This window comes from Variovorax ureilyticus (genome assembly GCF_037889935.1).
GTDB classification, from domain to species: Bacteria; Pseudomonadota; Gammaproteobacteria; order Burkholderiales; family Burkholderiaceae_C; genus Variovorax; species Variovorax ureilyticus.
Genome location: NZ_JBBKZU010000010.1, coordinates 122,143 through 146,729 on the forward strand (window position 1 = coordinate 122,143; position 24,587 = coordinate 146,729).

General features: G+C 64.0%; 29 protein-coding genes and 1 tRNA gene. 8 read left to right on the top strand and 22 right to left on the bottom strand.

Annotated elements, in window-relative coordinates; genetic code table 11:
- Positions 1 to 12 precede the first annotated feature (12 nt).
- The 5 genes from coaE to WKW77_RS22200 all read left to right on the top strand — a co-directional run bounded on the left by coaE (position 13) and on the right by WKW77_RS22200 (position 4,200).
- Positions 13 to 615 (top strand): dephospho-CoA kinase, encoded by a 603-nt coding sequence (gene coaE / locus WKW77_RS22180; RefSeq protein ID WP_340359038.1) that lies wholly within the window; start codon positions 13 to 15, stop codon positions 613 to 615.
- 78 nt (positions 616 to 693) lie between these two features.
- Positions 694 to 2,187: an MBOAT family O-acyltransferase gene (locus WKW77_RS22185; protein ID WP_422823243.1), complete on the top strand. Its 1,494-nt coding sequence runs from the start codon at positions 694 to 696 to the stop codon at positions 2,185 to 2,187.
- Between the two features lies 1 nt (position 2,188).
- Positions 2,189 to 3,202 carry an alginate O-acetyltransferase AlgX-related protein gene (locus WKW77_RS22190; protein WP_340359040.1) on the top strand — a complete coding sequence of 338 codons (1,014 nt, stop codon included), beginning with the start codon at positions 2,189 to 2,191 and terminating at the stop codon, positions 3,200 to 3,202.
- Positions 3,203 to 3,232: 30 nt separating this feature from the next.
- Positions 3,233 to 3,988, top strand: a complete 756-nt coding sequence (gene zapD / locus WKW77_RS22195) for a cell division protein ZapD (RefSeq protein WP_340359041.1) — start codon at positions 3,233 to 3,235, stop codon at positions 3,986 to 3,988.
- A complete protein-coding gene (locus WKW77_RS22200; protein ID WP_340359042.1) occupies positions 3,985 to 4,200 on the top strand; it encodes a DNA gyrase inhibitor YacG in 216 nt (71 codons plus the stop codon). Before zapD ends, WKW77_RS22200 begins: the two co-directional genes overlap by 4 nt.
- Before the next feature lie 20 nt (positions 4,201 to 4,220).
- On the opposite strand, the gene WKW77_RS22205 is transcribed toward WKW77_RS22200, so the two are convergent.
- The 4 genes from WKW77_RS22205 to secA all read right to left on the bottom strand — a co-directional run bounded on the left by WKW77_RS22205 (position 4,221) and on the right by secA (position 9,635).
- Positions 4,221 to 4,655: an NUDIX domain-containing protein gene (locus tag WKW77_RS22205; protein ID WP_340359043.1), complete on the bottom strand. Its 435-nt coding sequence runs from the start codon at positions 4,653 to 4,655 to the stop codon at positions 4,221 to 4,223.
- Between the two features lie 4 nt (positions 4,656 to 4,659).
- Complete coding sequence (locus tag WKW77_RS22210; RefSeq protein WP_340359044.1) at positions 4,660 to 5,529, bottom strand: ATP-binding protein; 870 nt, start codon at positions 5,527 to 5,529, stop codon at positions 4,660 to 4,662.
- Positions 5,530 to 5,605: 76 nt separating this feature from the next.
- Positions 5,606 to 6,835 (bottom strand): bifunctional glutamate N-acetyltransferase/amino-acid acetyltransferase ArgJ, encoded by a 1,230-nt coding sequence (gene argJ, locus WKW77_RS22215; protein ID WP_340359045.1) that lies wholly within the window; start codon positions 6,833 to 6,835, stop codon positions 5,606 to 5,608.
- A gap of 22 nt (positions 6,836 to 6,857) precedes the next feature.
- On the bottom strand, positions 6,858 to 9,635 hold the full coding sequence (secA, locus tag WKW77_RS22220; protein WP_340359046.1) for a preprotein translocase subunit SecA: 2,778 nt from the start codon (positions 9,633 to 9,635) through the stop codon (positions 6,858 to 6,860).
- A gap of 174 nt (positions 9,636 to 9,809) precedes the next feature.
- On the opposite strand from secA, the gene WKW77_RS22225 reads away from it, so the two are divergent.
- Positions 9,810 to 10,115 carry a hypothetical protein gene (locus WKW77_RS22225; RefSeq protein ID WP_340359047.1) on the top strand — a complete coding sequence of 102 codons (306 nt, stop codon included), beginning with the start codon at positions 9,810 to 9,812 and terminating at the stop codon, positions 10,113 to 10,115.
- 66 nt (positions 10,116 to 10,181) lie between these two features.
- Here the strand turns inward: WKW77_RS22225 and WKW77_RS22230 are convergent.
- The 6 genes from WKW77_RS22230 to petA form a co-directional block, all read right to left on the bottom strand.
- Positions 10,182 to 10,257: transfer RNA gene (locus WKW77_RS22230), tRNA-Thr, on the bottom strand.
- Between the two features lie 39 nt (positions 10,258 to 10,296).
- A complete protein-coding gene (locus tag WKW77_RS22235) occupies positions 10,297 to 10,875 on the bottom strand; it encodes a ClpXP protease specificity-enhancing factor (protein ID WP_340359048.1) in 579 nt (192 codons plus the stop codon).
- A gap of 19 nt (positions 10,876 to 10,894) precedes the next feature.
- Positions 10,895 to 11,506 carry a glutathione S-transferase N-terminal domain-containing protein gene (locus WKW77_RS22240; RefSeq protein ID WP_088955903.1) on the bottom strand — a complete coding sequence of 204 codons (612 nt, stop codon included), beginning with the start codon at positions 11,504 to 11,506 and terminating at the stop codon, positions 10,895 to 10,897.
- Positions 11,507 to 11,597: 91 nt separating this feature from the next.
- On the bottom strand, positions 11,598 to 12,353 hold the full coding sequence (locus WKW77_RS22245; protein WP_340359049.1) for a cytochrome c1: 756 nt from the start codon (positions 12,351 to 12,353) through the stop codon (positions 11,598 to 11,600).
- Positions 12,354 to 12,369: 16 nt separating this feature from the next.
- Positions 12,370 to 13,770: a cytochrome b gene (locus WKW77_RS22250; RefSeq protein WP_340359050.1), complete on the bottom strand. Its 1,401-nt coding sequence runs from the start codon at positions 13,768 to 13,770 to the stop codon at positions 12,370 to 12,372.
- A gap of 10 nt (positions 13,771 to 13,780) precedes the next feature.
- Positions 13,781 to 14,395, bottom strand: a complete 615-nt coding sequence (gene petA, locus WKW77_RS22255) for a ubiquinol-cytochrome c reductase iron-sulfur subunit (RefSeq protein WP_340359051.1) — start codon at positions 14,393 to 14,395, stop codon at positions 13,781 to 13,783.
- Between the two features lie 179 nt (positions 14,396 to 14,574).
- Here petA and mscL point away from each other — a divergent pair, with 179 nt between their 5' ends.
- A complete protein-coding gene (gene mscL / locus WKW77_RS22260) occupies positions 14,575 to 14,997 on the top strand; it encodes a large conductance mechanosensitive channel protein MscL (RefSeq protein WP_340359052.1) in 423 nt (140 codons plus the stop codon).
- A gap of 18 nt (positions 14,998 to 15,015) precedes the next feature.
- On the opposite strand, the gene pdxA is transcribed toward mscL, so the two are convergent.
- From pdxA to WKW77_RS22275, 3 genes are read right to left on the bottom strand one after another with little or no spacing between them, the layout of a single operon-like run.
- Positions 15,016 to 16,053: a 4-hydroxythreonine-4-phosphate dehydrogenase PdxA gene (gene pdxA, locus WKW77_RS22265; protein WP_340359053.1), complete on the bottom strand. Its 1,038-nt coding sequence runs from the start codon at positions 16,051 to 16,053 to the stop codon at positions 15,016 to 15,018.
- Positions 16,054 to 16,058: 5 nt separating this feature from the next.
- Positions 16,059 to 16,832, bottom strand: a complete 774-nt coding sequence (locus tag WKW77_RS22270; RefSeq protein ID WP_340359054.1) for a Nif3-like dinuclear metal center hexameric protein — start codon at positions 16,830 to 16,832, stop codon at positions 16,059 to 16,061.
- Positions 16,829 to 18,181, bottom strand: a complete 1,353-nt coding sequence (locus WKW77_RS22275; RefSeq protein WP_340359055.1) for an MFS transporter — start codon at positions 18,179 to 18,181, stop codon at positions 16,829 to 16,831. Before WKW77_RS22275 ends, WKW77_RS22270 begins: the two co-directional genes overlap by 4 nt.
- Before the next feature lie 285 nt (positions 18,182 to 18,466).
- On the opposite strand from WKW77_RS22275, the gene WKW77_RS22280 reads away from it, so the two are divergent.
- A complete protein-coding gene (locus tag WKW77_RS22280) occupies positions 18,467 to 19,627 on the top strand; it encodes a S1C family serine protease (protein WP_340359056.1) in 1,161 nt (386 codons plus the stop codon).
- A 16-nt stretch (positions 19,628 to 19,643) separates the two neighbouring features.
- Here WKW77_RS22280 and tatC read toward each other — a convergent pair whose 3' ends face one another.
- From tatC to WKW77_RS22325, 9 genes are all read right to left on the bottom strand, one after another.
- Positions 19,644 to 20,441 carry a twin-arginine translocase subunit TatC gene (gene tatC, locus WKW77_RS22285; protein ID WP_340359057.1) on the bottom strand — a complete coding sequence of 266 codons (798 nt, stop codon included), beginning with the start codon at positions 20,439 to 20,441 and terminating at the stop codon, positions 19,644 to 19,646.
- Positions 20,442 to 20,497: 56 nt separating this feature from the next.
- Positions 20,498 to 20,956 carry a Sec-independent protein translocase protein TatB gene (gene tatB / locus WKW77_RS22290; RefSeq protein ID WP_340359058.1) on the bottom strand — a complete coding sequence of 153 codons (459 nt, stop codon included), beginning with the start codon at positions 20,954 to 20,956 and terminating at the stop codon, positions 20,498 to 20,500.
- Positions 20,957 to 20,969: 13 nt separating this feature from the next.
- A complete protein-coding gene (gene tatA / locus WKW77_RS22295) occupies positions 20,970 to 21,206 on the bottom strand; it encodes a Sec-independent protein translocase subunit TatA (RefSeq protein WP_340359059.1) in 237 nt (78 codons plus the stop codon).
- A 65-nt stretch (positions 21,207 to 21,271) separates the two neighbouring features.
- Positions 21,272 to 21,631: a histidine triad nucleotide-binding protein gene (locus WKW77_RS22300; RefSeq protein ID WP_340359060.1), complete on the bottom strand. Its 360-nt coding sequence runs from the start codon at positions 21,629 to 21,631 to the stop codon at positions 21,272 to 21,274.
- Positions 21,621 to 22,010: a DUF4870 family protein gene (locus WKW77_RS22305; protein WP_340359061.1), complete on the bottom strand. Its 390-nt coding sequence runs from the start codon at positions 22,008 to 22,010 to the stop codon at positions 21,621 to 21,623. The genes WKW77_RS22300 and WKW77_RS22305 overlap by 11 nt, the downstream gene beginning before the upstream one ends.
- 9 nt (positions 22,011 to 22,019) lie before the next feature.
- Positions 22,020 to 22,409, bottom strand: a complete 390-nt coding sequence (locus WKW77_RS22310) for a phosphoribosyl-ATP diphosphatase (protein ID WP_340359062.1) — start codon at positions 22,407 to 22,409, stop codon at positions 22,020 to 22,022.
- Positions 22,406 to 22,807 carry a phosphoribosyl-AMP cyclohydrolase gene (hisI, locus tag WKW77_RS22315; protein WP_340359063.1) on the bottom strand — a complete coding sequence of 134 codons (402 nt, stop codon included), beginning with the start codon at positions 22,805 to 22,807 and terminating at the stop codon, positions 22,406 to 22,408. The genes WKW77_RS22310 and hisI overlap by 4 nt, the downstream gene beginning before the upstream one ends.
- Positions 22,808 to 22,851: 44 nt before the next feature.
- Positions 22,852 to 23,631 (bottom strand): imidazole glycerol phosphate synthase subunit HisF, encoded by a 780-nt coding sequence (hisF, locus tag WKW77_RS22320; RefSeq protein ID WP_088955887.1) that lies wholly within the window; start codon positions 23,629 to 23,631, stop codon positions 22,852 to 22,854.
- 21 nt (positions 23,632 to 23,652) lie between these two features.
- The gene (locus WKW77_RS22325; protein WP_340359064.1) at positions 23,653 to 24,495 is read right to left on the bottom strand and encodes a D-hexose-6-phosphate mutarotase; all 843 of its coding nucleotides are present in this window, start codon (positions 24,493 to 24,495) and stop codon (positions 23,653 to 23,655) included.
- Between the last annotated feature and the right edge of the window lie 92 nt (positions 24,496 to 24,587).

The window sequence follows — 24,587 nt, forward strand, 5'->3', positions numbered from 1 at the left end:
GGAGCGCGCGCGATGCGCATCGGCTTGACCGGCGGCATCGGAAGCGGCAAGAGCACGGTGGCCGCCATGCTCGTCGCGCGCGGCGCGAAGCTGGTGGATACCGATGCGATTGCGCGATCCATCGCCGAACCGGGTGGCGCCGCAGTGCGCGCACTCGTCACGGAATTCGGCCCCTCGATCCTGACGCCCGAAGGTGGCATGGACCGGGCACGGATGCGGGAACTCGTGTTTTCCGACGTTCAGGCGAAGAAGCGGCTCGAAGGCATCCTCCACCCCTTGATCGGCGCCGAGTGCGAGCACCAGGCGGCCTCCGCCGAGCCCGGCCAACTCGTCGTCTTCGATGTGCCGCTGCTGGTGGAGTCGAAGCGCTGGCGTGCCATCGTCGATCGCGTCCTCGTGATCGATGCGAGCGAGCAGACGCAGTTGGAGCGCGTCATCGCCCGCTCCGGCTGGGCGCCCGACGCGGTCCGTGCCGTCATTTCGCAGCAGGCGCATCGCACCCTTCGCAGAGCTGCAGCGGACGCAGTGATCTACAACGAAGGGCTGGGCCTTGCGGAACTCTCCGCCCACGTCGAGGGTCTCTGGGAGCGGTGGACCGTCGCCAGCGCGCGATAATCCCCGGTTGGCCGGCCTCCAGCGCCGGAGAACAAGAAAGCGGCGTGCCAGCGAGCCCCGCGGCAACGCTTCCCCAAGATGCTCTTCAACTCGTACGCGTTCATCTTCTGCTTTTTCCCGATCGTCCTTTTCGGGTTCTTCCTCGTCGGAAAGCGGAATGTGCGCGCTGCAGCCGGCTTCCTCTCGCTGGCGTCGCTGTTCTTCTACGGCTGGTGGAGCGTCGAAGCCCTGCCGCTGCTGCTGGCATCGATCTGTTTCAACTACTGGGCGGGCCTCCGCCTGACGCGCGGACCCGGCCGCACCGATGCGGGCCGAAAGCGCATGCTCGTGTTCGCGCTGACGGTGAACCTGGCGGTACTCGCCACTTTCAAGTACGCGAACTTCTTCCTCGCCAATGTGAACGAGGGGATCGCCGCAGCGGGATTCACCCCCGTGGCGATGCTGCACATCGCGCTGCCGATCGGCATTTCCTTCTACACGTTCACGCAGATCGCGTTCCTGGTGGACTGCTGGCAGGACAAGGTCCACGAACGCAGCTTCATTCACTACGTGCTGTTCGTCACGTACTTCCCCCACCTGATCGCGGGCCCGGTGCTGCATCACGCGCAGATGATGCCGCAGTTCGCCAATCCGGCGACGTACCGCGCGGACACCAACAAGATCGCGCTCGGCCTGGCCATCTTCGTCTTCGGCCTCGCCAAGAAGCTCCTCATCGGCGACAAGGTGGGTGAGTACGCCGACCTCATGTTCAACGGCGTGCACAACGGCACGACCCCCATGCTCTACACGGCATGGCTCGGCGTGCTCGCCTACACGCTGCAGATCTATTTCGATTTCTCGGGCTATTCGGACATGGCCGTGGGCCTGTCGTTGTGCCTGGGCGTGAAGCTCCCGCTCAACTTCAACTCGCCCTACAAGTCGACCAACATCATCGAGTTCTGGCGCCGCTGGCACATCTCCCTGTCGACCTTTCTCCGCGACTACCTCTACATCCCCCTGGGAGGCAATCGCAAGGGGCCGGCGCGCCGCTACCTGAACCTGTTCATCACCATGCTGCTCGGTGGCCTGTGGCACGGCGCCGCATGGACCTTCGTGATCTGGGGCGGCCTGCATGGCATGTACCTCGTGATCAACCATCTCTGGAACAGCAAGATTCGTCGCGATTCGAAGCCCGGCCGGCTGGCGAAGGTCCTCGGATGGTTCGTCACGTTCCTGAGCGTCATGATTGCCTGGGTGGTCTTCCGCGCGGACAGCATGCATGCGGCGATGGAGATCTACAAGGGCATGCTGGGGTTCCACGGAACCGCGCTGGAGGCATTTACCGAGTTCGGTCCCGTCCCGTCTCGCAAGCCGGAGTTCTTCCAGACCCTGCTCGTCGGGCTCTTCATCTGCCTTGCACTGCCACCGACCATTACGCTGCAACGCTGGGTTCCGCAGGCCGAGTCGCTGGCCGGCCGGCCGCGGGCGTCGCTCGCGTTCACTGCAGTCATGGCGCTCCTGACAGTCCTGCTGCTGGGGCTCTGCGTCTCGAGGCTGGGCTCCTACAGCCCGTTCCTCTATTTCCAGTTCTGATATGACGCCCGCAAAACTTTGGCTGCAAGTGTTCACGGCTGGCTTCGCCGTGATCGTTGCGATGCTGATCATCACGTTGAACACGCCCATTCCCTATGGCGATCTGTCACGCATCGGAATGGTCTCCGATCACGAGTTCGGGTGGCAGAAGGACCAGCCGCAAGTCGACAGGGCCTTCCTGCGCGCATCGCCGATCAACGAAGCCGATGTCCTAGTGATCGGCGACAGCTTCTCCGCCACGGCTCGTTGGCAATCCGTGCTGAAGCAGCATGGCTATCGCTTCGCGACGGTCTTCTGGAGCGAATTTCACGAGTCGCTCTGCGACGATTTCGACGATTGGCTCGACCGCGCAGGGTTCAAGGGCAAGCTGGTCATCATCGAGAGCGTCGAACGCCTCCTCGCAGACCGTTTGGCCAACACGCAGAAATGCAAGGCAATGGGCAATGTCCCCGGCACCCGCATCGAGCCCTTCTTCGAGCCGGTCGAAAAAGTGCCGGGCTTCGCGCTCAACTGGAAGGCCAGGTTGACCTCGGGCTATGTCACCTACCGCAACACACGCGCTGCGAAAGAGGCCCAGGGGCCGACGCTGGCCGTCAATCAGAGCTGGGTCCGTCCAGTGCCCGATGGCTGCTCGCTGTTCAGCAACCGGCTGTGCGACAAGGCATTGTTCTTCAAGGACGATGACGACAATGGCGAACTGACGGTCCAGCACGTCGAGCAGATGCGCGCATTTTCCGAGGCGCACCACAGCCGGTCCATCATCTGGATGGTGATCCCCAACAAGACGACGACGTACCTCACGCCGGAACACTCGCAAGATTTTGTGACTGCTTTTGCAAGGGCCGGGCTGGGACCGGACCTCTTCACCTTTGCCAAGGAACAGAAGACCAAGATCCGGGACTTCTACTTCCCGAATGACACCCACACGTCGCTGTTCGGGCAACTGGCGCTCGGAGAGGTCATGCTCGGCGCCGTCCGCAAGATAATTCCGGAGCCTCCTGCGAAGTCTTCTTGAGGCTATGATCAGCATCGGAAGACGTCACGCGTGATCCTTTACGAGTACCCATTCAACGAGCGCATCCGGACCTACCTTCGGCTGGAGCACTTGTTCCGCCGTCTCGGTGAGCTGGTGCCGGCAGAGTCGGCTCTGCTGCACCACTACGCGCTCGTCACGATCTTCGAGATCATGGACGTCGCGGCCCGCGCCGACCTCAAGGCCGACGTGCTGAGGGACCTCGACAAGCACAAGAACGTGTTCAACAGCTATCGCGGCAACCCCGCGATCGCCGAGACAGTGCTCGATCAGGTCGTCAGCAAGCTCGAAAGCAATTTCAACACGTTGAACACGGTGCCGGGCAAGGCCGGGCAGGCGCTCACCGAGAACGAATGGCTGATGAGCATTCGCAGCCGAGCGAGCATTCCCGGCGGAACCTGCGAGTTCGACCTGCCGGCCTACTATGCTTGGCAGAACCGCCGCGCCAACGATCGGCGCGCCGACCTCGAACGCTGGTCATCCACGCTCGCTCCGTTGGCGGAGTCGATCTATCTGCTGCTCAAGCTCTTGCGCGATGCGGATGTCCCGTACAAGGTCATCGCGTCGAAAGGTCAATTCCAGCAGGCGCTTCCGCAAGGGCGGAGCTTCCAGCTGCTGCGGCTGCGGATCGACCCCAAGCTCGGGTTCATCCCGGAAATCAGCGGCAACCGTCTGATGGTCTCGGTGCGTCTGATGCGGCAGGAAGCCGATGACCGCCTGCATCAAAGCACCGAAGACACTCCGTTCGAACTGACGCTCTGTGCATGAGCACGGATTCTTCATCTCCGATCGGGGAACGCATCGTCAAATGCCCGGCGTGCGGGAAGGACAGTCTCTACAGCGCACGCAACCCTTACAGGCCTTTCTGCAGTGCGCGCTGCAAGGGCATCGACCTGGGCGCCTGGGCGAGCGAGGAATTCAGGGTGCCGGCAGAGTCACCGCCAGACGATGATCCGTTCGGCGATCCGAAGAGGCAGTAGACGTCGAGACAGCCGGCCGGTCATGCCGCCGGCGTGACCACGGCATTCGGCAAACCACGCTCTTCGGCTAGCCATGCCAGCACGGGGAGCGCCCCCGGCAGCACCGGTGACACATCGAGCGGCAGTTGCTGCCAGCACATCGATTGCCCTTCGCGCATCTCGAAATCGCCGGACCAGTCGGTCACCTTGCACCAGTGCAAGCGAACCAGCGCATGGGGATAGTCGTGCTCGGTCACCTTCCACACGTCGGCGCCGGCGATGGTGATGCCGAGTTCCTCGTGCAACTCGCGCCGCAGCGCCTGCTCGACTGTCTCCCCGGCTTCGATCTTGCCGCCTGGGAACTCCCAGTAGCCCGCGTAAGGCTTGCCTTCGGGCCGGGTGGAAAGCAGCAGCGCGTCGTCCCCGCGAACGAGGATGCCGACGGCGACCTCCGTGTGCTTTCGAGGTGCGGTCATGGTCTCAGCTGCGCCCCGCATAGTCACGGGCAAACTGATAGGCCACGCGTCCGCTGCGCGATCCGCGCTCGAGCGCCCACACGAGCGCCTCGGGTCGGGCCGCCTCGATCGCCTTGGCGTCGATGCCAAAGGACGACAGCCACTGCGCGACGATCGTCAGGTATTCGTTCTGCGTGAACGGATAGAAGCTCACCCAAAGGCCGAAACGCTCGGACAGGGAAATCTTCTCCTCGATCACCTCGCCCGGATGCACCTCGCCGTCCTCTGTGTGGGTGTAGCTGAGGTTGTCCTTCATGTACTCGGGCAGCAGATGCCGTCGATTGCTGGTCGCGTAGATCAGCACATTCGGCGTCGCCGCGGCCACGGAGCCGTCGAGGATGGATTTGAGCGCCTTGTAGCCGGGCTCGCCTTCGTCGAAGCTCAGGTCATCGCTGAACACGATGAACTTCTCGGGCCGCCCGGCAACCACTTCGACGATGTCCGGCAGGTCGGTCAGCTCGGCCTTGTCAACTTCGATCAGGCGCAGCCCCTGCGGCGCGTAGGCCTGCAGACAGGCCCGGATCAACGACGACTTGCCAGTGCCGCGCGCGCCGGTCAAAAGGACGTTGTTGGCCGGCTTGCCTTCCACGAACTGGCGGGTGTTGCGCTCGATCTTCTCCTTCTGGACATCGATCTCCTTGAGCGCATCCAGCGGCATCGACGCCACATGCCGGATCGGCTCCAGCGTCCCATGGCCCGAGCTGCGGCGGCGATAGCGCCACGCGATGGAGGCATTCCAGTCCGCCGGCGCAGCCAACGGTTGCGGAAGAATCGATTCGATCCGGCAGATCAGTTGTTCAGCGCGCTCGATCAGACGTTCGAACTTCTCGTTCATGACAGCGACCGCCCGGCTGCCCGAATGACGCTGAGCGCTCCCTCGGGGGGCAGCGGACGCAGCGAGCGTGGGGGCTTCATGATCTGTAATCGGCGTTGATCGACACGTAGTCGTGGCTCAGGTCGCAGGTCCAGACCGTGTCTGCCGCGGTGCCGCGGCCGAGCACGATGCGGACGGTGATCTCGCTCTGCTTCATCACGCGCTGCCCGTCTTCTTCGCGATAGGAGGGGTTTCGGCCGCCCTTCACCGCCACGTGCACGTCGTCCAGGTACAGGTCGATGCCCGTCTGGTCGAGGTCGGCGATACCGGCATAGCCGACGGCCGCCAGGATACGCCCCAGGTTCGGGTCGCTCGCGTAGAACGCGGTCTTCACCAGCGGCGAATGCGCAACGGCATAGGCGACCTGGCGGCACTCGGCACCATCGCGGCCGCCTTCGACACGGACAGTGATGAACTTGGTCGCGCCTTCACCGTCGCGCACGATCGCCTGCGCCAGTTGGCGAGCCACGTTCTGCATCGCTTGCAGCAGCGCCTGGCCCGATGCGGAGTCGAGCGAAGTGATCGTCTGGTGCGCCGCCTTCTGCGTGGCGATGACGACGAAGGAGTCGTTGGTCGACGTATCGCCGTCGATCGTGACGCGGTTGAACGATGCGTCGGCCAGCGCCTTGGAAAGCGGCTGAATCAGGGCCGAATCGATCTTGGCATCCGTTGCCATGAAGCCGAGCATGGTGGCCATGTTCGGACGGATCATGCCGGCGCCCTTGCTGATGCCGGTGATCGTGACCGTCGCGCCGTCGATCTGCACCTGCTGGCTGAAAGCCTTGGGCACGGTGTCGGTGGTCATGATGCCTTCGGCTGCACGCGCCCAGTGGGTGGGCGATGCGTCGGCCAGCGCCGCCGGCATGCCGGCTTCGATCCGATCGATCGGCAGCGGCTCCATGATCACGCCGGTGGAGAACGGCAGGATCTGCTCGGGCGCCAGATTCAGCTGCCGCGCCAGCGCGATGCAGGTGGCCCGCGTGCGAGCCAAGCCGTCTTCACCGGTCCCGGCGTTCGCATTGCCCGTGTTGATCACCATCGCACGGATACCCAGATCCCGGGCCAGGTGATCGCGGCAGACCTGCACCGGTGCGGCGCAGAAGCGGTTCTGCGTGAACACGCCGCCCACCGCGGCGCCTTCGTCGATCAGCACGACGGTAAGGTCCTTGCGGTTCGGCTTGCGCACGCCGGCTTCGGCGACGCCGATACGAACGCCGGGCACCGCGTGGAGCGCGGCGGGATCGGGAGCGGAAAGATTCACGGGCATGGCGATGTCCTGCTGACGAATATCAAGTGAGCTTGCCGTGGCACTGCTTGAACTTCTTGCCGCTGCCGCAGGGGCAAGGATCGTTGCGTCCCACGCGCGCGAATGCCGCCGCGCCTGCACTCAAGCCACTCGCGGCCTGGCGGCGCATGCTCTCTTCGTCCACGCGGACTTCGACATCGCCGGTCTCGGTGGGTGCGCTGTAGGTGATGTTCGACAGGTTCTCGCCGCGGCTTTCCATGGCCTCGGCCGCCTGCTCGAGCTGCTCGCTGGACTGCACGCGAACCGTCATCAGCTGGCGGGTCACCTCGTTCTTGACCGAATCGAGCAGCTGGCCGAACAGTTCGAAAGCCTCGCGCTTGTACTCCTGCTTGGGCTGCTTCTGCGCGTAGCCGCGCAGATGAATGCCCTGGCGCAGATAGTCCAGCGACGCCAGGTGTTCGCGCCAGTGCGTGTCGATGCTCTGCAGCAGGACCATGCGCTCGAACTGCGTGAAGTTCTCCTGGCCGATCAATGCCACCTTGGCACTGAATGCCTCGTTGGAGGCAGCCACCACCTTTTCGACGACGTCTTCGTCGCCGACCGCGCTGGCGGCCTCGACCTCCTTGCGAAGCGGCAGGTCGATCTGCCAGTCTTCCGCGAGCACCTTTTCGAGACCGGCCAGGTCCCATTGCTCCTCGACCGTTTCGGCGGGCACGTACTGGCGCACCAGGTCGGTGAAGCAGCCTTCGCGCAGCGCTTCGATCTGCGCAGTCAGGTCGGCCGCGTCGAGGATGTCGTTGCGCTGCTGGTAGATGACCTTGCGCTGATCGTTCGAGACGTCGTCGTACTCGAGCAGTTGCTTGCGGATGTCGAAGTTGCGCGCCTCGACCTTTCGCTGCGCGCTCTCGATGCTGCGCGTGACGATGCCAGCTTCGATGGCCTCGCCATCGGGCATCTTGAGCCGGTCCATGATGGCCTTCACGCGGTCGCCCGCGAAGATGCGCATCAAGGGGTCGTCCAGGCTCAGGTAGAAACGCGACGAGCCTGGGTCACCCTGCCGGCCGGAACGGCCGCGAAGCTGGTTGTCGATACGGCGCGACTCATGGCGCTCGGTGGCGATGATGCGCAGGCCGCCGACGGACTTGATGAACTCGTGGTCCTTGTCCCACTGGGCACGCAGTCGTGCGACTTCGGCCGCCTTGGCCGACGGATCGGCCGCTTCGTCGGCTTCGACTGCCTCGATGGCCTTCTCGACGTTGCCGCCCAGCACGATGTCGGTACCGCGACCGGCCATATTGGTCGCGATCGTGATCATCTTGGCGCGACCCGCCTGAGCCACGATCTCGGCCTCGCGCGCGTGCTGCTTGGCGTTGAGCACCTGGTGCTCCAGACCGGCCTTCTGGAGCAGGCTGGAGATGATCTCGGAGTTCTCGATCGACGAGGTGCCGACCAGCACGGGTTGGCCCCGCTCATTGCATTCGCGGATGTCCTGGATGGCCGCTTCGTATTTCTCGCGCGTGGTCTTGTAGACGCGGTCGAGCTGGTCCTCGCGCTTGCTGGGCCGGTTCGGCGGAACGATCACCGTCTCCAGGCCGTAGATCTCCTGGAACTCATAGGCCTCCGTATCGGCCGTACCGGTCATGCCTGCGAGCTTGCCGTAGAGGCGGAAGTAGTTCTGGAAAGTGATCGAGGCGAGCGTCTGGTTCTCGGACTGGATCTCGACGCCTTCCTTGGCTTCGACGGCCTGGTGCAGACCATCGCTCCACCGGCGTCCGGTCATCAGGCGGCCGGTGAACTCGTCCACGATGATCACTTCGCCCTGCTGGACGACGTAGTGCTGGTCGCGGTGGTAGAGGTGCCGTGCACGCAACGCTGCATTCAGGTGATGCATCAGCGTGATGTTCGCCGGATCGTAGAGCGATGCGCCCTCCGGCAACAGCTTGAATTCCGACAGGACCTGCTCGGCCTTTTCATGCCCATCCTCGGTCAGGAACACCTGGTGGGTCTTCTCGTCGACCGTGAAGTCGCCCGGCTTGGTGACGCCTTCGCCGGTGCGGGGATCGGCCTCGCCTTCCTGACGCACGAGCAGCGGCACGACCTTGTTGATCGCCAGATAGAGGTCGGTGTGGTCCTCGGCTTGTCCGCTGATGATCAGCGGGGTGCGGGCTTCGTCGATCAGGATCGAGTCCACCTCGTCGACGATGGCGTAGTTCAGTCCGCGCTGAACCCGGTCGGCGGGTTCATACACCATGTTGTCGCGCAGATAGTCGAAGCCGTACTCGTTGTTGGTGCCGTACGTGATGTCGCTACCGTAGGCTTGCTGCTTTTCTTCGCGCGGCATCTGGGGCAGGTTGATGCCCACCGACAGCCCCAGATAGTTGTAGAGCCGCCCCATCCACGTGGCGTCGCGGCTGGCGAGGTAGTCATTGACGGTCACCACGTGCACACCCTTGCCGGTGAGCGCATTGAGGTACACCGGCAGCGTCGCCGTCAGCGTCTTGCCTTCGCCGGTGCGCATTTCCGAAATCTTGCCGTAGTGCAGCGCCATCCCGCCGAGGAGCTGGACGTCGAAGTGACGCATCTTCATGACCCGCTTCGAAGCCTCGCGCACGGTCGCAAAGGCTTCCGGCAGCAGCGAATCGAGCGCTTCGCCGTTGGCGACGCGGTCCTTGAATTCCTGGGTTTTGGCGCGCAGCGCGGCTTCATCCAGCTTCTCGAACGACGGCTCCAGCGAGTTGATGCGTTCGACCGTCTTGCGATACTGCTTCAGAAGTCGATCGTTGCGACTGCCGAAAATTTGAGTCAGGAAGTTGGTGGCCATGAATGGAGATCGAAGCACACTCGCTGCATGCGGATGCTTCGACCGAAATCCCTAAGATAGACGAGAAGGAACTTGGGCGCGCTTTGCCGCAAAACAAGCCAAATGGCTGGCGGGAAGCCGGCAAACCGCGCATTTTAGCCCTCTTGTTTGATTCCCTGATTGCAGACCATTCCCATGAATCGCCGCTTCAACGCCGTCTCCGTTTTCCAGGCTACGGAAGAGTCGCCGACCCTCGCGAGCCTGACGGCGCGCGCACGTGACGCATCCGAAAGACTCGCGGCCATCCAGGATCTGATCCCCCTGGAGTTGCGCCCAAGCGTCAAGGCCGGCCCCGCGGAGGACGACGTCTGGTGCGTGCTCGTGACCGGCAACGCGGCAGCGGCCAAGCTGCGCCAACTGATTCCTGCGTTCCAGTCGCGGCTGAAGGCCCGCGGGTGGCATGTCGCAACGCTCCGAATCAAGGTCCAGACGCGAAGCTGACGTGGCGTGCGCCGCCATCCGGCAATGAAAAAGCCCCGGAGGGCAGGCCTGCCCGGGGCTTCTGAATGGTGCCGCTTGTCGGAATCGAACTGACGACCTACCGCTTACAAGGCGGTTGCTCTACCAACTGAGCTAAAGCGGCGAAGAAGGGGATTCTAGCGATCGCAAACTTGCGCCGACCTCACTTGATCCGCTTCAGCGAGGGGCGGGATCCGCCCCCGGCGGGCGGCCGCGGCGGGTCCTCGGGTTGGGTCGGCGCAGAACCGGCTTCGACGGTTTCCTCCGCACCTTCGCCCGTGACCAGATGGACGACCCCCCGCCCAGGATCGCCTTCCGACACTCGCGTGGCATCTCGCAACGGCGCGCGCGGCGACGTGGTCGCGGGCGGGGAGACCGGCGCCGCAGCGCCCGGATTGGCCTCGGACGGCTGGACCGGTACCGGCGCGGGGAACGCCATCCCCTGCCCGTTCTCGCGCGCATAGATCGCGATCACGCGGCTGACCGGCACGATGATCTCCCGCGCAGTGCCCGCGAAACGCGCCTTGAATTCGATGAACTCGTTGCCGAGATTCAGCGAGCTCGTCGCGTCGAAACTGATGTTCAGCACGATTTCGCCGTTCTTGACGTACTCGCGCGGGACCTGGACCGTGTCGTCGACCTGGACCGCGACATACGGCGTGAAGCCGTTGTCCGTGCACCATTCATACAAAGCCCGAATGAGATACGGGCGTGTCGAGGACGATTCGAGCGCGTTGATCATGACCGGCTTCGCCAGCGTTTCACTTCCGCATGACCTTTTCGGACGGGGTCAGTGCTTCGATGTAGGCCGGACGGGAAAAGATGCGTTCAGCGTACTTCAAAAGCGGCGCCGCGTTCTTGCTGAGGTCGATGCCGTAGTAGTCCAGGCGCCACAGCAGCGGGGCGATCGCGACGTCGAGCATCGAGAAATTGTCGCCCAGCATGTACTTGTTCTTGAGGAACACGGGTGCGAGCTGCGTCAGGCGGTCGCGGATGTGCGAACGGGCCTTTTCGAGGGCCTTTTCATTGCCCTTGGAGCTGCGGTTCTCAAGCGTCGAAACGTGCACGAACAGTTCCTTCTCGAAGTTGAGCAGGAACAGGCGCACGCGCGCGCGGTCGACCGGATCGCCCGGCATCAGTTGCGGATGCGGGAAGCGCTCGTCGATGTACTCGTTGATGATGTTCGACTCGTACAGGATCAGGTCGCGCTCCACGAGGATCGGCACCTGCCCGTACGGATTCATCACGCTGATGTCTTCCGGCTTGTTGTAGAGATCGACGTCGCGAATCTCGAAATCCATGCCCTTTTCGAACAGCACGAAACGGCAGCGGTGAGAAAAAGGGCAGGTCGTTCCCGAATACAAGACCATCATGGCGAAAGGCTCCTAAAAATCAAAAAGAGTGGGTCGCGTACGCAACCCACTCTGCGGGACCAGGCGCGCGGGGCGCCCGATCGGCATGGCGTTACTTGACGTCTTTCCAGTACGCGGCATTCAAGCGCCAAACAAAGACCACTGCCATGACAAGGAACAGCAGCACCCAGACGCCCACGCGGACACGTGTGTTCTGCGCCGGCTCGGCCATCCATTGCATGTAGCTGACGAGGTCGCCGACGGCCTGGTCGTACTGGACTGGCGTCATGGTTCCGGGCGTGATCTGCTCCCAGCCCTTGAACACTTCGACCTCGTGGCCGTGCGATTCGACCTTGTCGAAGATCGGCCGGCGCTCGCCCTGCAGTTCCCACAGCACATGCGGCATCGCGACGCTCGGGAATGCCAGGTTGTTCCAGCCCGTGGCCTTCGTTTCGTCGCGATAGAAGGTGCGCAGGTAGGTGTAGAGGTAGTCGGCGCCGCTGCCGCCGTGTCCGGCGCGCGACCGGGCGACCAGCGTCAGATCAGGCGGAATGCCGCCGAACCACTCCTTTGCCTGGCGCGGATCGATGTTGGCCTTCATGGTTTCACCGACCTTGTCGGTCGCGAACAGCAGGTTGTCCTTGATCTGCTGCTCGGTGATACCGAGGTCCTGCAATCGGTTGTAGCGCATGAACGCCGCCGAATGGCAATTGAGGCAGTAGTTGACGAAGAGCTTCGCGCCGTTCTGCAGCGCCGCCAGGTCGGTCGTGCGGTTCGGCGCCTTGTCCCAGGGGATGGCTTCTTCAGCGGCATGCGCGCCCGCCACGAAACCAAGCGCCGCAATCAACGTGAGGATCAGTTTCTTCATTCTTGTGTTCTCCCGGTCAGTGGGCCGCGAAAGTCACGCGCTCAGGGACCGGCTTGAATTCGCCCAGACGACTCCACCATGGCATCAGCAGGAAGAAGCCGAAGTAGAACAGCGTCCCGACCTGCGACACCCGTTCGCCGACAGGCGATGGCGGCTGCACGCCGAGGTAGGCGAGAACCACGAAGTTGATCACGAAGATGCCGTACATGTACTTGTGCCAGCCCGGACGGTAGCGGATCGACTTCACCGGGCTGTGATCCAGCCACGGCAGGAAGAACAGGATGATGACGGCGCCGCCCATGACGACCACGCCCCAGAACTTGGCGTCGATCGACAGCATCATTGCCGCGACACCGACGGCGACCACGACGATCAGCCCCTTGAAGATCGATGGGATGCGCGTCTTCCACACGCCGAACGCGGCGCCTGCGACAACGCACGCGATGAGCGCATACATCATCTCGCTCGTGATGGCGCGAAGCATCGAATAGAACGGCGTGAAGTACCACACCGGCGCGATGTGGTTCGGCGTCTTCAGCGAATCGGCCGGAATGAAGTTGTTGTACTCGAGGAAGTAGCCACCGGCCTCGGGCGCGAAGAAGATCACCGCCGAGAAGATCGTGAGGAACACCACCGTGCCGAAGATGTCGTGCACCGTGTAGTAGGGGTGCGACGGGATGCCGTCCAGCGGATGACCATCGGGCCCGCGCTTGGCCTTGATCTCGATGCCGTCCGGGTTGTTCGAGCCCACTTCGTGCAGCGCGATCAGGTGAGCGACCACCAGGCCCAGCAGCACCAGCGGCACCGCGATCACGTGGAAGCTGAAGAAGCGGTTGAGGGTCGCGTCGCTCACCACGTAGTCGCCGCGGATCAGGATCGCGAGGTCCGGACCGATGAACGGAATGGCGGAGAACAGATTGACGATCACCTGAGCGCCCCAGTAGCTCATCTGGCCCCACGGCAGCAGGTAGCCCATGAAGGCCTCGGCCATCAGGCAGAGGAAGATGGCGCAACCGAAGATCCAGATCAGTTCGCGCGGCTTGCGGTAGCTTCCGTAGATGAGGCCGCGGAACATGTGCAGGTACACCACGATGAAGAACGCCGACGCGCCCGTGGAGTGCATGTACCGGATCAGCCAACCCCAGGGCACGTCGCGCATGATGTACTCCACCGACGCGAAGGCGAGCGCGGCGTCGGGCTTGTAGTGCATCACGAGGAAGATGCCGGTCACGATCTGGATCACCAGGACCAGCATCGCGAGCGAGCCGAAGATGTACCAGAAGTTGAAGTTCTTGGGCGCGTAGTACTTGCCCCACTGGTCTTCCCAGAGCTTGGTCAACGGGAAGCGGTTGTCGACCCAGTTGAGGAGCTTCTCGTTCGCTGGTGCGTTGGGGGAGATTTCCTTGAAGTCAGCCATGTCGTTCTCCTCAAGCCTTCTTGTCTTCGCCGATCAGGAGGCGGGTGTCGGAGAGGTACATGTGGGGAGGGACTGGCAGATTGTCCGGCGCCGGCTTGTTCTTGAAGACCCGTGCCGCAAGGTCGAAGGTGGAGCCATGGCACGGGCACAGGAAGCCACCTTGCCAGTTATCGGGCAGCGAGGGCTGGGGGCCGGCCTGCAACTTGTCTGTCGGAGAGCATCCGAGGTGCGTGCAGATACCGACGACCACCAGTATCTCTGGCTTGATCGAGCGGTGCTCGTTGCGCGCGTAAGGGGGCGTGAATTCGTCCGGATTGCGCTTGGACTGCGGATCGGCGAGCAGCGGATCGAGCTTGGGCAGTTCGGCGAGCTGCTCGGGCGTGCGCTTGAGGATCCACACCGGCTTGCCGCGCCATTCGACGGTCATCTTCTCGCCCGGCTGAAGGCCGCCGATGTCAACCTCTACCGGAGCGCCGGCAGCCTTGGCTCTTTCGGATGGCTGGAAAGTGCTGACGAACGGCACGGCGACAGCCACTCCGCCCACAGCTCCTGCACAACCCGATGCGATCAACCACGTCCGCTTGCTGGTGTCAACCCGGGCGTGGCCGGCTGCGCTATCACTCATGGGGGATCCTCAATGTTCTTCGCTAAGGTCTTGGGGTCAACCAACGATTGTAGCGGAGCGTAAATCGCGAATTCAATGCAAAGAGACGCGCATAAGCGACACATTGCGTTCGTATTAATCCCGATCAAACACGGCCCTATACTGACCAGCCTTTCGCAATTCCGGACAGAGGTACCCACATGAGCTTTCTCAAGGAGTTTCGTGAATTCGCCGTCAAGGGCAACGTGATCGACCTCGCGGTCGGCGTGATCATCGGTGGCGCCTTCGGCAAGATCGTCGAATCCTTGGTGGGCGACATCATCATGCCGATCGTTGGGCTGGTGTTCGGCAGGCTCGATTTCTCGAATCTCTATATCCTGCTCGGACCCAAACCGCCAAATGTGGCCGATACGCTGGTGGAACTGAAGAAGGCCAACGTCCCGGTGCTGGCCTACGGCAATTTCATCACCGTCGCGGTCAACTTCGCGATTCTTGCCTTCATCATTTTCTTGATGGTCAAGCAAATCAACAGGCTGCGGAAGACGCAAGAAGCACCGCCGCCAGCGACACCGGAAGATATCGTGCTGCTGCGCGAGATCCGCGACAGCCTCAAGCAGCGCTGATCGACGCCGCGGCGAAACTCAATCCGCTTTCGCCGCTTCGCCTGAGAGCGAACGCGCCATACGAACCGCCTCGATCAGGCTCGACGCATCGGCGCGGCCGGTCCCCGCGATATCGAACGCCGTCCCATGATCGGGACTCGTGCGCACCAGCGGCAATCCCAGCGTCACGTTGACGCCCTTCTCCACGCCCAGGTACTTCACGGGAATCAGACCCTGGTCGTGATACATCGCGACCACCACATCGAACTCGCCGTTGCGCGCGCGCATGAAGATGGTGTCCGGCGCGTGCGGACCATCCGCATCGATGCCGTCTTTCCGCGCGACCGCGACGGCAGGCGCAATGATGTCGTGTTCCTCGGTGCCGAAGAGGCCACCCTCCCCTGCATGAGGGTTGAGGCCCGCGACACCGATTTTCGGTGGCCTGCCCAGCACTGCAGTCAACGAACGGTGCGTGATCCGCAGCGTCTCCAGAACACCCTCGAACGTCACCGCATCGATGGCCTGGCGCAGCGACATATGGATGCTCACGAGCACGGTCCGCAATTCGTCGTTGGCGAGCATCATCCTTACCGGCACGTCGGAAACCGGCCGGCCGAGATGCGTAGCGGCCTCGGCTTGGAGCAGTTCCGTGTGACCAGGAAAGCTGAAGCCGGCCGCGGCCAGCGCTTCCTTGTGCAGGGGCGCGGTCACCATGGCCGCAATGTCGCCACGCAGGGCGGCGCGCGCAGCCCAGACGACGCAATCGCCTGCGATCCGTCCTGCGGAGGCACTGATCTCGCCGAGCGGAATGGACGCGTCTGCCGCCTCCACCACTTGCAGCACCGGCACGCAGTTCGGCGGTACTTCGGCCACATCCGCAAGCGATTCGATCTCGGCAACAGGTAGTGCGAGAGCACCGGGCGCCGCAAGCCATCGTGCGGCGCGCCGTACAAGAGCGACATCGCCAGCGACGAAGCATCCGCGCATGTGCTCGCCCGCATCACGGAACGCCTTGACGATGGTCTCGGGACCGATGCCCGCAGGGTCACCCAAGGTGACGGCGATGGGAAGCGACACGGTGCTCAGGCGGGGTTGTCGATATCGATGAATTCGTGCGCGAGCCCCAGTTGCTGCGCCACATGGCCCGCCACCGCCGGCGCGCCGTAGCGCTCGGTCGCATGGTGCCCGCAGGCGAGGAACGCGACGCCCATCTCGCGCGCGTAATGGGCCTGGGGTTCGGAGATCTCGCCCGTGATGAAGGCATCCGCACCGGCGGCGATCGCGGCCTCGAAGTAGCCCTGCGCGCCGCCGGTGCACCATGCGATGTTTCTGATCGGCCGAGCCGCGCCCTCCACGAGCGTGACCGACTTGCCCAGCGCCTTTTCCACATGTGCGGCCAGTGCCTTCGCGCTCGCAAAAGACTCGCCGTTGGCCCGCGCGCCGAGAAAGCCAAGCTCCTGCTCGCCGAAGCGCCCGGTCGAGCCGGCGTGTGCCGCCAGCCCCAGCCTGTCGCCCAGCTGCGCGTTGTTGCCGAGTTCGGGATGCGCATCCAGCGGCAGGTGGTAGGCGAACAGGTTGACGTCATCGCCGAGCAGCAGACCCAGGCGCTGCCGCATCCACCCCGTCACACGGCCATCCTGTCCGCGCCAGAACAGCCCGTGGTGCACGAAGATCGCATCGGCTTCGGCGTGGATCGCGGCTTCGATCAATGCGCGGCTCGCGGTCACGCCGGAGACGATCTTGCGGACCGTGGTGCGACCCTCGACCTGCAGGCCGTTGGGTCCGTAGTCCTTGAATCGTTCGGGAGCCAGCAGAAGATCGAATGCGTGAAGGAGTTCGTGGCGGGTCGTACTCATTGCGCCATTGTGGACCCGGCCGGGACGCCTCGCATCGCATGGCCGCGTGTTGCAAGGGGCAACAGGCCGAGCACGAAGCCCAGCGCCGCCAGCAGGCCGACATAGTGCGCGGGCGCCATCGGATCCTTCTCCAGCCACAGCGTGAGGACCACCGGTGTGAGGCCGCCGAAGATGGCATACGACATGTTGTAGGCGAACGAAAGCCCCGTGAAGCGCACCGCCGCAGGGAAAGCCCGGACGCCGGCGATCGGCACCGTCGCGATGGTGCCTACGAAGAAGCCCACCAGCCCGTAGTGCCACACGAGCGATCCCGGTGTGCCGGGCAGACTCGTGTAGAACAGGTAGGTCGTGACGAAAAGACCGCCCCAGCCGATCAGCATGACCGCGCGCGTGCCGATGCGATCCGATGCCCAGCCGACCACGATACAGCCGAGCGTGAGCATCAGCGTGACCACCGCGTTCGCCTCGAGCGCGAGCGTGGCCGGCACGTGATGAACCTTCTGCAGGTAGGTGGGCGTGTACAGAACCACCACCACGATCGCGGCGGAAAGCACCCACGTCAGCAACGCCACGAACACGCTCGCGCCGCGATGCTCGCGCAGCACGGTCTTGAGGGGAAGTTCACGCGCGACGTTGCGTCGATCCGCGAGTTCCCGGAAGACCGGCGTCTCGTGGAGAAAGCGTCGCAGATAGACCGACACCAGCCCGAAGACCCCGCCCAGGATGAACGGAATCCGCCAGGCAAACCCGGCCACCTCGGCCGTCGAGTAGTGCCTGTTGATAGCCACCGCCACGAGCGAGCCCAGCAGGATCCCGCCCGTGATGCCCGACGTCAGCGTGCCCACGCCGAAGCCATAGCGGCGCGCCGGCACATGCTCGGCCACGAAGACCCAGGCGCCGGGCATTTCGCCGCCGATCGCGGCGCCTTGCAGCACCCGCATCGCGAGCAACAGCAGCGGGGCAGCCACGCCGATGCTGGCGTAGGTGGGCAGGAGGCCGATGACGAGCGTCGGCGCCGCCATCAGGAAGATCGAGAGCGAGAACATCCGCTTGCGGCCGACCTTGTCGCCGAAATGCGCGATCACGATGCCGCCCAGCGGCCGCGCCAGATAGCCCGCCGCGAAGATGCCGAAGGTCTGGAGCTGGCGCAGCCAGTCCGGCATGTCGACCGGAAAGAAAAGCGCGCCAATCACCGTGGCGAAGAAGACGTAGATGACGAAGTCGTAGAACTCGAGCGTGCCGCCGAGCGCCGACAGCGCCAGCGTCTTGTAATCACGGACGTCGAGCGGGCGTGAGGGAGCGGCAGCGGATGACGCCGAGGCGCCAGGGGCTAGAGCTTGTGCAGTCATGGGCGAACGAAGAGAAACCGGAGAGATCGGCCCTCGGCGGACCGAGGCCAGGACTCTTGCGTAGGCGGCTTCTCGCTGCAGGGTCTTGCGCGCGCCGCGCCGAAGAGATCCTTGTAGGGCACCCGGCTGCAAGCGCCGTCATTTTAGGGTTTTCCCTTATTTCTTGACTTTCATAGGGATGAACTCAGCGCCTGCAGCCGCCAGTTCGACCGAATGACTGAGGGACAATCGACGTTTTGGCGCCGCATGAACGGCGCTTGCTTTCACCGTTTTCTCTGCTTTTTCATGAAACGCACCTGGTTGCTGTTTTCACAGGCCGTCACCGTCCTCCTCGCGGCCTATTTCGTGGTCGCCACACTCAAACCCGAGTGGCTCGACAAGCGGGCCCGTTCGCTCGGCGGCGTCGTTTCGGTGGTCGAAGCACCGCCCGTCCCCCAGACTGTCGCGCCCGGCAGCCTGAGCGCCGCGGCGAAGAAGGCGTCCCCCGCCGTGGTGAGCATCAACACCAGCAAGGCTGCGCAGCTCAATCCGCGCAACAACGACCCCTGGTTCCGCTTCTTCTTCGGCGACCAGGGGACGGACCAGCCTCAGGTCGGACTCGGCAGCGGCGTCATCGTGAGCGCCGAGGGATACATCCTGACCAACAACCATGTCGTGGAGGGCGCGGACGAGATCGACGTCACGCTCAACGACGGGCGCCACGCGCGGGGGAAAGTGATCGGGACCGACCCCGAGACGGACCTGGCGGTCCTCAAGATCGAACTCGACAAGCTCCCGGTGGTCGTCCTTGGCAACTCCGATGCGCTGCAGGTCGGCGATCAGGTGCTCGCCATCGGCAACCCGTTCGGTGTCGGCCAGACCGTCACGAGCGGCATCGTGTCGGCACTGGGCCGCAACAAGCTCGGCATCAACACCTTCGAGAACTTCATCCAGACCGACGCGGCGATCAACCCCGGCAATTCGGGCGGCGCGCTGATCGACGTGAACGGAAACCTCGAGGGAATCAACACCGCGATCTATTCCCGCTCCGGCGGCAGCATGGGGATCGGGTTCGCCATCCCGGTCTCGACGGCCAAGCAGGTGCTCGAGGACATCGTGAAGTCCGGGCGCGTCACCCGCGGCTGGATCGGGGTGGAGCCGAACGATCTTTCGCCGGAATTGGCCGAGACCTTCGGCGTGAAAGCCAATTCGGGCGTGATCATCACCGGCGTGCTGCAGAACGGCCCGGCTGCCAAGGCCGGCGTGCGGCCCGGCGACGTCATCACCGGCGTCGGCGAGAAGAACGTGGGCAATGTTCAGGAACTTCTGACCGCCGTCGCCGGGCTCAGGCCGGGCAATGCCACCCGCTTCGCTCTGCAGCGCGGCGGGGACAAGCTGGAACTGGACGTGACGCCAGGTTCACGGCCGAAGTCGCAGATCCGCCGCGCGCCGGACCAGACGGAATAGCGATCCGGCGATCCGCTCAGGACTGGGCGGAATCGGCGCTTTCTTCCGGCGCCTTGCTGTACTTGGTGAAGTAGCGCGCCCCGATGATGCCCACCTCGTACAGCAGGCACATCGGGATGGCCAGCGCCAGTTGCGACACGACGTCCGGCGGGGTCAGCACCGCCGCGACGACGAACGCGACGACGATGAAATAGCCGCGGAAGGAGCGCAGCTTCTCGATCGTGACCATCTCGAAGCGCACCAGCAGCATCACCACGATCGGCACCTGGAACGCCACGCCGAAGGCGATGTAGAGCGAAAGAATCGCCTCGACGTAGGAGGCGATGTCAGGCGTGGCCGCGACCGCAGCCGGCGTGAATTTCTGGATGAAGCCGAACATCTTGTCCAGCACGAAGAACTGGACGAAGGCGATGCCGGCATAGGCCAGCAGGCTGCCGAAGATGATCAGCGGCAGCGCAAAGCGCTTTTCGTGGCTGTAGAGGCCCGGCGCCACGAACATCCAGCACTGGTACATGAGCCACGGCAGGGCGAGCAGCACCGCCGTCATCAACAGCACCTTCAGCGGCACGAAGAACGGCGAGAAGACGCCGATCGCGATCAGCTTCGCGTCGTGCGGCATATGCGCACGGATCGGCACCGCGATCAGGTCGATCAGCCCGCTGGGGCCCGGCCAGATCGCGAGCAGGACGCCGGCCACCGCAAGACCATAGAGGCAATAGAGCAGGCGATCCCGCAGCTCCATCAGGTGTTGGACGAAGGGCTGTTCGGTACCAGCCAGTTCGTCTTCTTTGTTCTTGTCTGTGGGGTCGGCCATGTGGGGGCGCGGTCGGGAATTCGGGGCGCGCGGGGCGCGACCTGATCACGCCGGAGCTAGTTGATCTTGTGGGGGCGGTAGCGCGCCACGCGCGCCGCGCCTGAGAGCGCCTTGGTGCGCACGCCGTTGCGAGACTTGTACCACTGCGGCGTGGCGCCCTGCTTCAGGCGCCAGTTCTTGCGCGGATGCTTGTACTGGGGGTAGACCGGCGGCGCGTCGATCGCTTCGGAGGACGACTGGCCGATGTCGGAAAACTGCTTTTCGAGTTCGCTGGCCCCGGAATGGATGCTGTGCTCCACCTCGCGGGCGGCATCCTGCACCGTATCCTTCATCTTGCGAAGTTCGTCGAGGTCCATCGAACGATTGACCTCGGCCTTGACATCGTTCACGTAACGCTGCGCCTTGCCGAGCAAGGTGCCGACGGTGCGCGCCACGCGCGGAAGCTTTTCCGGTCCGAGCACGATCAGCGCAATCGCGCCGATCAGCGCCAGCTTGGAGATCCCGAGATCGATCACGGACAGGCGTCGATCAGGACTTCTGACGTGCTTCGACGTCGATCGTCGACTTGTCGGCCGCCGCGTTGTTGGTGACCTGTGCGCTCGGGGCCGGCGGCGTTTCGGGCGCAGCGCCGTCCTTCATGCCGTCCTTGAAACCCTTGACTGCGCCGCCGAGGTCTGACCCCATGTTGCGAAGCTTCTTGGTGCCGAAAATCATCACGACGACCAGCAGCACGATCAGCCAGTGCCAGATGGAAAGAGAGCCCATGGATTACTCCTGAAGAATGTGAACAATTTTAGTCGGGGCGCAAATGCCGCTCGACGGGACGGATATCAGCCTCTCAGCCATGGCCGCGGGCCGCCCATGACGTGGACATGCAGATGCTGGACTTCCTGGCCACCTTCCGCCCCGGTATTCACCACGATGCGGAAACCGCCCTCCGGATACGGCCTGCAGCCCTGCTCTACCGCGAGCTTCGGCGCCAGCGTCATGATCTTCCCGAGCAGCGGGGCGTCGTCCGAAGTCACCTGGGCCATCGAGGGCACATGGTGCTTGGGCACGATCATGAAGTGCACCGGCGCCCACGGCGCGATGTCGTGGAAGGCAAAAAGCTCCTCATCCTCGTAGACCTTCCGGGAGGGAATCTTCCCTTCGATGATCTTGCAGAAGATGCAGTTGGGATCAGAGGACATTCGATGGCTCCATGGATCGGCCCGCATTCATTTGCACCATCCCCTTGACGATGCGATAGAGGAACCAGAGGGAAATCAGCGCCCAGGCCGCCCAGCCCGGCAGGAAAAGAAGCAGCCACAGCCAGGAAGTCAGCAGGTACAGCAGGCCGGCCCACAGCACGGAGCGGATGCGCCAGCTGAAATGCGACGCCTGCCAGGTGCCCGCGGCATCGTCCCGCTTGACCAGATCGATGACGAGTGCGATCAGCAAGAGCCCGATGGAGGCCTGCGCGCCCGGCAGCACGGCGCCCACGGCCACCACCAGGTGCAGGATGTAGCTGACCCAGCCCCAGGTCTTGAGGGAGTCATCGGGGTCCACGGTGACGATGTCGTTGGGCATGGCGTCCTCTCAATCGTTCGAAGCATCGCGCGCCTCTGCCTTACGCAGAGCCTTTTCCTCGATGCCGCTGGTGCCTTCGCGGCGCTCGAGCTCCGCCACCACGTCGCTCGGCGCGAAGCCGTAGTGCGCCAAGGCGATCATGCTGTGGAACCACAGATCGGCGACTTCGTTCACCAGTTTCGTGCGGTCGCCGCCATGGTCGGCGTCTTTCGCGGCCATCACGACCTCGGTCGCTTCCTCGCCGATCTTCTTGAGGAACGCATCCGGGCCGCGGTGGAGCAGCCGGGCCACGTAGCTTTTGTCGGGGTCGCCGCCGCGTGCGGGCAGGCGGCTTTCGATGACGGCGGCGAGGCGCGCCAGCGCGTCCTCGGCATTCCGCCCGGAGGTGTCGGTGCTCATCTTGGGGTGGGTGTGTAGATCGATGCGGGGTCTTTCAGGACCGGTTCTGCCACGACCCAGCGGCCATTCTCGTACTTGCTGAAGAAGCAGCTGTGACGGCCGGTGTGGCAGGCGATGCCCGGCTCATGGCCAAGTTGCGTAACCTTGAGCAGCACGACATCGTTGTCGCAGTCGAGGCGGATTTCGTGCACGGTCTGCACGTGGCCCGATTCCTCGCCCTTGAACCAGAGCTTGGCGCGCGAGCGGCTGAAATACACGGCACGGCCGGTTTCCGCCGTCTTGGCCAGCGCCTCGCGGTTCATCCACGCGAACATCAGCACGTCGTTGCTGCCACGTTCCTGCGCGATGACCGGCACGAGGCCGTTCGCGTCCCATTTCACTTCGTCCAACCAGTCCATCGGGCTATTGTCGGCGGAATGGATGTCACACCGCCGGCGATCGGTTACTGCCGTACGGGAATGCCGCGCGCGGCCATCTGCGCCTTGGCCTCGCCGACGGTGAATTCGCCGTAGTGGAAGATGCTGGCCGCCAGCACCGCATCGGCGCCGCCGATCTGGATGCCGTCCGCCAGGTGCGCCAGGCTGCCGACGCCGCCGGAGGCGATCACGGGAACGCTGACCGCGTCACTCACCGCCCGGGTGAGTTCGAGGTCGAAGCCGCTCTTCGTGCCGTCGCGGTCCATGCTTGTCAGCAGGATCTCGCCGGCGCCGCGGCGCGCCATTTCGACCGCCCACTGCACTGCGTCGAGGCCGGTGTTCTTGCGGCCGCCATGGCTGTAGACGTCCCAGCCGGGCCCGCGGGTCGCGGCATCCTCGGCGCTGCGGCGCTTGGCATCGATGGCCACCACGATGCACTGCGCCCCGTATTTCCGCGAGGCATCCTCGATGACCTGCGGATTGGCGATCGCGGCCGAATTGAAGCTGGTCTTGTCGGCGCCGGCATTCAAGAGCCGGCGCACGTCCGCGACCGTCCGGACGCCACCGCCGACGGTCAGCGGAATGAACACCTGCGAGGCGACGGCCTCGATGATGGGCAGGATCAGGTCCCGGTCGTCGCTGGTCGCCGTGATGTCGAGGAAGGTGAGCTCGTCGGCGCCCTGCGCGTTGTAGCGGGCAGCGATCTCGACCGGGTCGCCGGCATCCCGCAACTCGACGAAATTGACGCCCTTGACGACACGGCCGCCGGTGACGTCGAGGCAGGGGATGATGCGTTTGGCAAGCATGGGAGATAGAGGAGCAAGGATTCAGGAGACGGTGAGCTGCTGCCAGCCCTGCCACTGCGCGCCGGGCGCCAGCAGCACGGACTCGTCGATGCGCGCGGCCTCGACACACAGCATATGGCGCCAGCCGTCATCCGGCAGGTCGTCGAGCTTGGCGCTCAGCACAGGCCCCGGGTTCCACACCACGGTTTCGGTGCAGCTGGCGCTCTGGGAGATTTCGAGCGTGCCGGACGGCTGCACGAGTCGCAGGGGCCCTGCGGGTGACGCATAGACGCTGTCGAATTCGCTGCCGAAACGCAGCGCCTGAGCGACCTCGACATGCCGGTCGTCGCGCACGGCATCCCAGCGGTTGGCACCCTGGAGGCCCTCGAGCCCGGCTGCCGTGACATCGTCGACGCGAAGATAGGAATGCAACGCCGCGGCGAACGACCACGGCCCGCTGCCGGTGTTGTCGATCGTCAACGCGATCCGCAACGAATGCGGTGCGAGCGCGACGACAAGACGCGCTCGAAACGAATGCGGCCAGATCGCACGCATCGCGGCATCGTCGTGCAGCGAAAGGGTGGCGATAGCGTGCTTGCCGTTCACCTCGACCGATTCCGCGTGCCAGGCGACATTGCGCACGAAACCGTGCTTGGGCAGGGAACCGCGCATGTTGAACTGCGGCCAGCAGATCGGCACGCCGCCGCGAATGGCGCTCTGGCCGTCGAAGCGCGCATCGGGGCTGAGATAGAGCCGCTCCACGCCATCGGCGGTGATCCACGACAGGACGTGAGCACCATGCAGGGCCACCATGCAACTGTCGCCGCCGGGCAGCGAGAAGCGCACCACAGGTTGGCCTCGAAAGATCGACGTTTGGACAGACATGGCCCGATTCTAGGATTGGCCCGGGTCGGGATTGCAGCCGGCTCTGTTTTCGCTTGAAATCTCATTGGCAGACGCTCGCGAATGCGGGTCGT

What these genes read in the sequence shown, in the direction of transcription:
- mscL (WP_340359052.1), top strand. Translation starts at nt 14,575, where the DNA reads ATGAGCTTTCTCAAGGAGTTTCGTGAATTCGCCGTCAAGGGCAACGTG.
- WKW77_RS22200 (WP_340359042.1), top strand. Translation starts at nt 3,985, where the DNA reads ATGAGCACGGATTCTTCATCTCCGATCGGGGAACGCATCGTCAAATGC.
- WKW77_RS22300 (WP_340359060.1), bottom strand. Translation starts at nt 21,631, where the DNA reads ATGTCCTCTGATCCCAACTGCATCTTCTGCAAGATCATCGAAGGGAAG.
- WKW77_RS22305 (WP_340359061.1), bottom strand. Translation starts at nt 22,010, where the DNA reads ATGCCCAACGACATCGTCACCGTGGACCCCGATGACTCCCTCAAGACC.
- WKW77_RS22210 (WP_340359044.1), bottom strand. Translation starts at nt 5,529, where the DNA reads ATGAACGAGAAGTTCGAACGTCTGATCGAGCGCGCTGAACAACTGATC.
- WKW77_RS22185 (WP_422823243.1), top strand. Translation starts at nt 694, where the DNA reads ATGCTCTTCAACTCGTACGCGTTCATCTTCTGCTTTTTCCCGATCGTC.
- tatA (WP_340359059.1), bottom strand. Translation starts at nt 21,206, where the DNA reads ATGGGCTCTCTTTCCATCTGGCACTGGCTGATCGTGCTGCTGGTCGTC.
- hisF (WP_088955887.1), bottom strand. Translation starts at nt 23,631, where the DNA reads ATGCTTGCCAAACGCATCATCCCCTGCCTCGACGTCACCGGCGGCCGT.
- WKW77_RS22245 (WP_340359049.1), bottom strand. Translation starts at nt 12,353, where the DNA reads ATGAAGAAACTGATCCTCACGTTGATTGCGGCGCTTGGTTTCGTGGCG.
- WKW77_RS22325 (WP_340359064.1), bottom strand. Translation starts at nt 24,495, where the DNA reads ATGTCTGTCCAAACGTCGATCTTTCGAGGCCAACCTGTGGTGCGCTTC.
- hisI (WP_340359063.1), bottom strand. Translation starts at nt 22,807, where the DNA reads ATGGACTGGTTGGACGAAGTGAAATGGGACGCGAACGGCCTCGTGCCG.
- argJ (WP_340359045.1), bottom strand. Translation starts at nt 6,835, where the DNA reads ATGCCCGTGAATCTTTCCGCTCCCGATCCCGCCGCGCTCCACGCGGTG.
- WKW77_RS22280 (WP_340359056.1), top strand. Translation starts at nt 18,467, where the DNA reads ATGAAACGCACCTGGTTGCTGTTTTCACAGGCCGTCACCGTCCTCCTC.
- secA (WP_340359046.1), bottom strand. Translation starts at nt 9,635, where the DNA reads ATGGCCACCAACTTCCTGACTCAAATTTTCGGCAGTCGCAACGATCGA.
- WKW77_RS22310 (WP_340359062.1), bottom strand. Translation starts at nt 22,409, where the DNA reads ATGAGCACCGACACCTCCGGGCGGAATGCCGAGGACGCGCTGGCGCGC.
- WKW77_RS22225 (WP_340359047.1), top strand. Translation starts at nt 9,810, where the DNA reads ATGAATCGCCGCTTCAACGCCGTCTCCGTTTTCCAGGCTACGGAAGAG.
- petA (WP_340359051.1), bottom strand. Translation starts at nt 14,395, where the DNA reads ATGAGTGATAGCGCAGCCGGCCACGCCCGGGTTGACACCAGCAAGCGG.
- WKW77_RS22240 (WP_088955903.1), bottom strand. Translation starts at nt 11,506, where the DNA reads ATGATGGTCTTGTATTCGGGAACGACCTGCCCTTTTTCTCACCGCTGC.
- WKW77_RS22275 (WP_340359055.1), bottom strand. Translation starts at nt 18,181, where the DNA reads ATGACTGCACAAGCTCTAGCCCCTGGCGCCTCGGCGTCATCCGCTGCC.
- WKW77_RS22190 (WP_340359040.1), top strand. Translation starts at nt 2,189, where the DNA reads ATGACGCCCGCAAAACTTTGGCTGCAAGTGTTCACGGCTGGCTTCGCC.
- WKW77_RS22270 (WP_340359054.1), bottom strand. Translation starts at nt 16,832, where the DNA reads ATGAGTACGACCCGCCACGAACTCCTTCACGCATTCGATCTTCTGCTG.
- coaE (WP_340359038.1), top strand. Translation starts at nt 13, where the DNA reads ATGCGCATCGGCTTGACCGGCGGCATCGGAAGCGGCAAGAGCACGGTG.
- WKW77_RS22250 (WP_340359050.1), bottom strand. Translation starts at nt 13,770, where the DNA reads ATGGCTGACTTCAAGGAAATCTCCCCCAACGCACCAGCGAACGAGAAG.
- tatC (WP_340359057.1), bottom strand. Translation starts at nt 20,441, where the DNA reads ATGGCCGACCCCACAGACAAGAACAAAGAAGACGAACTGGCTGGTACC.
- WKW77_RS22235 (WP_340359048.1), bottom strand. Translation starts at nt 10,875, where the DNA reads ATGATCAACGCGCTCGAATCGTCCTCGACACGCCCGTATCTCATTCGG.
- WKW77_RS22205 (WP_340359043.1), bottom strand. Translation starts at nt 4,655, where the DNA reads ATGACCGCACCTCGAAAGCACACGGAGGTCGCCGTCGGCATCCTCGTT.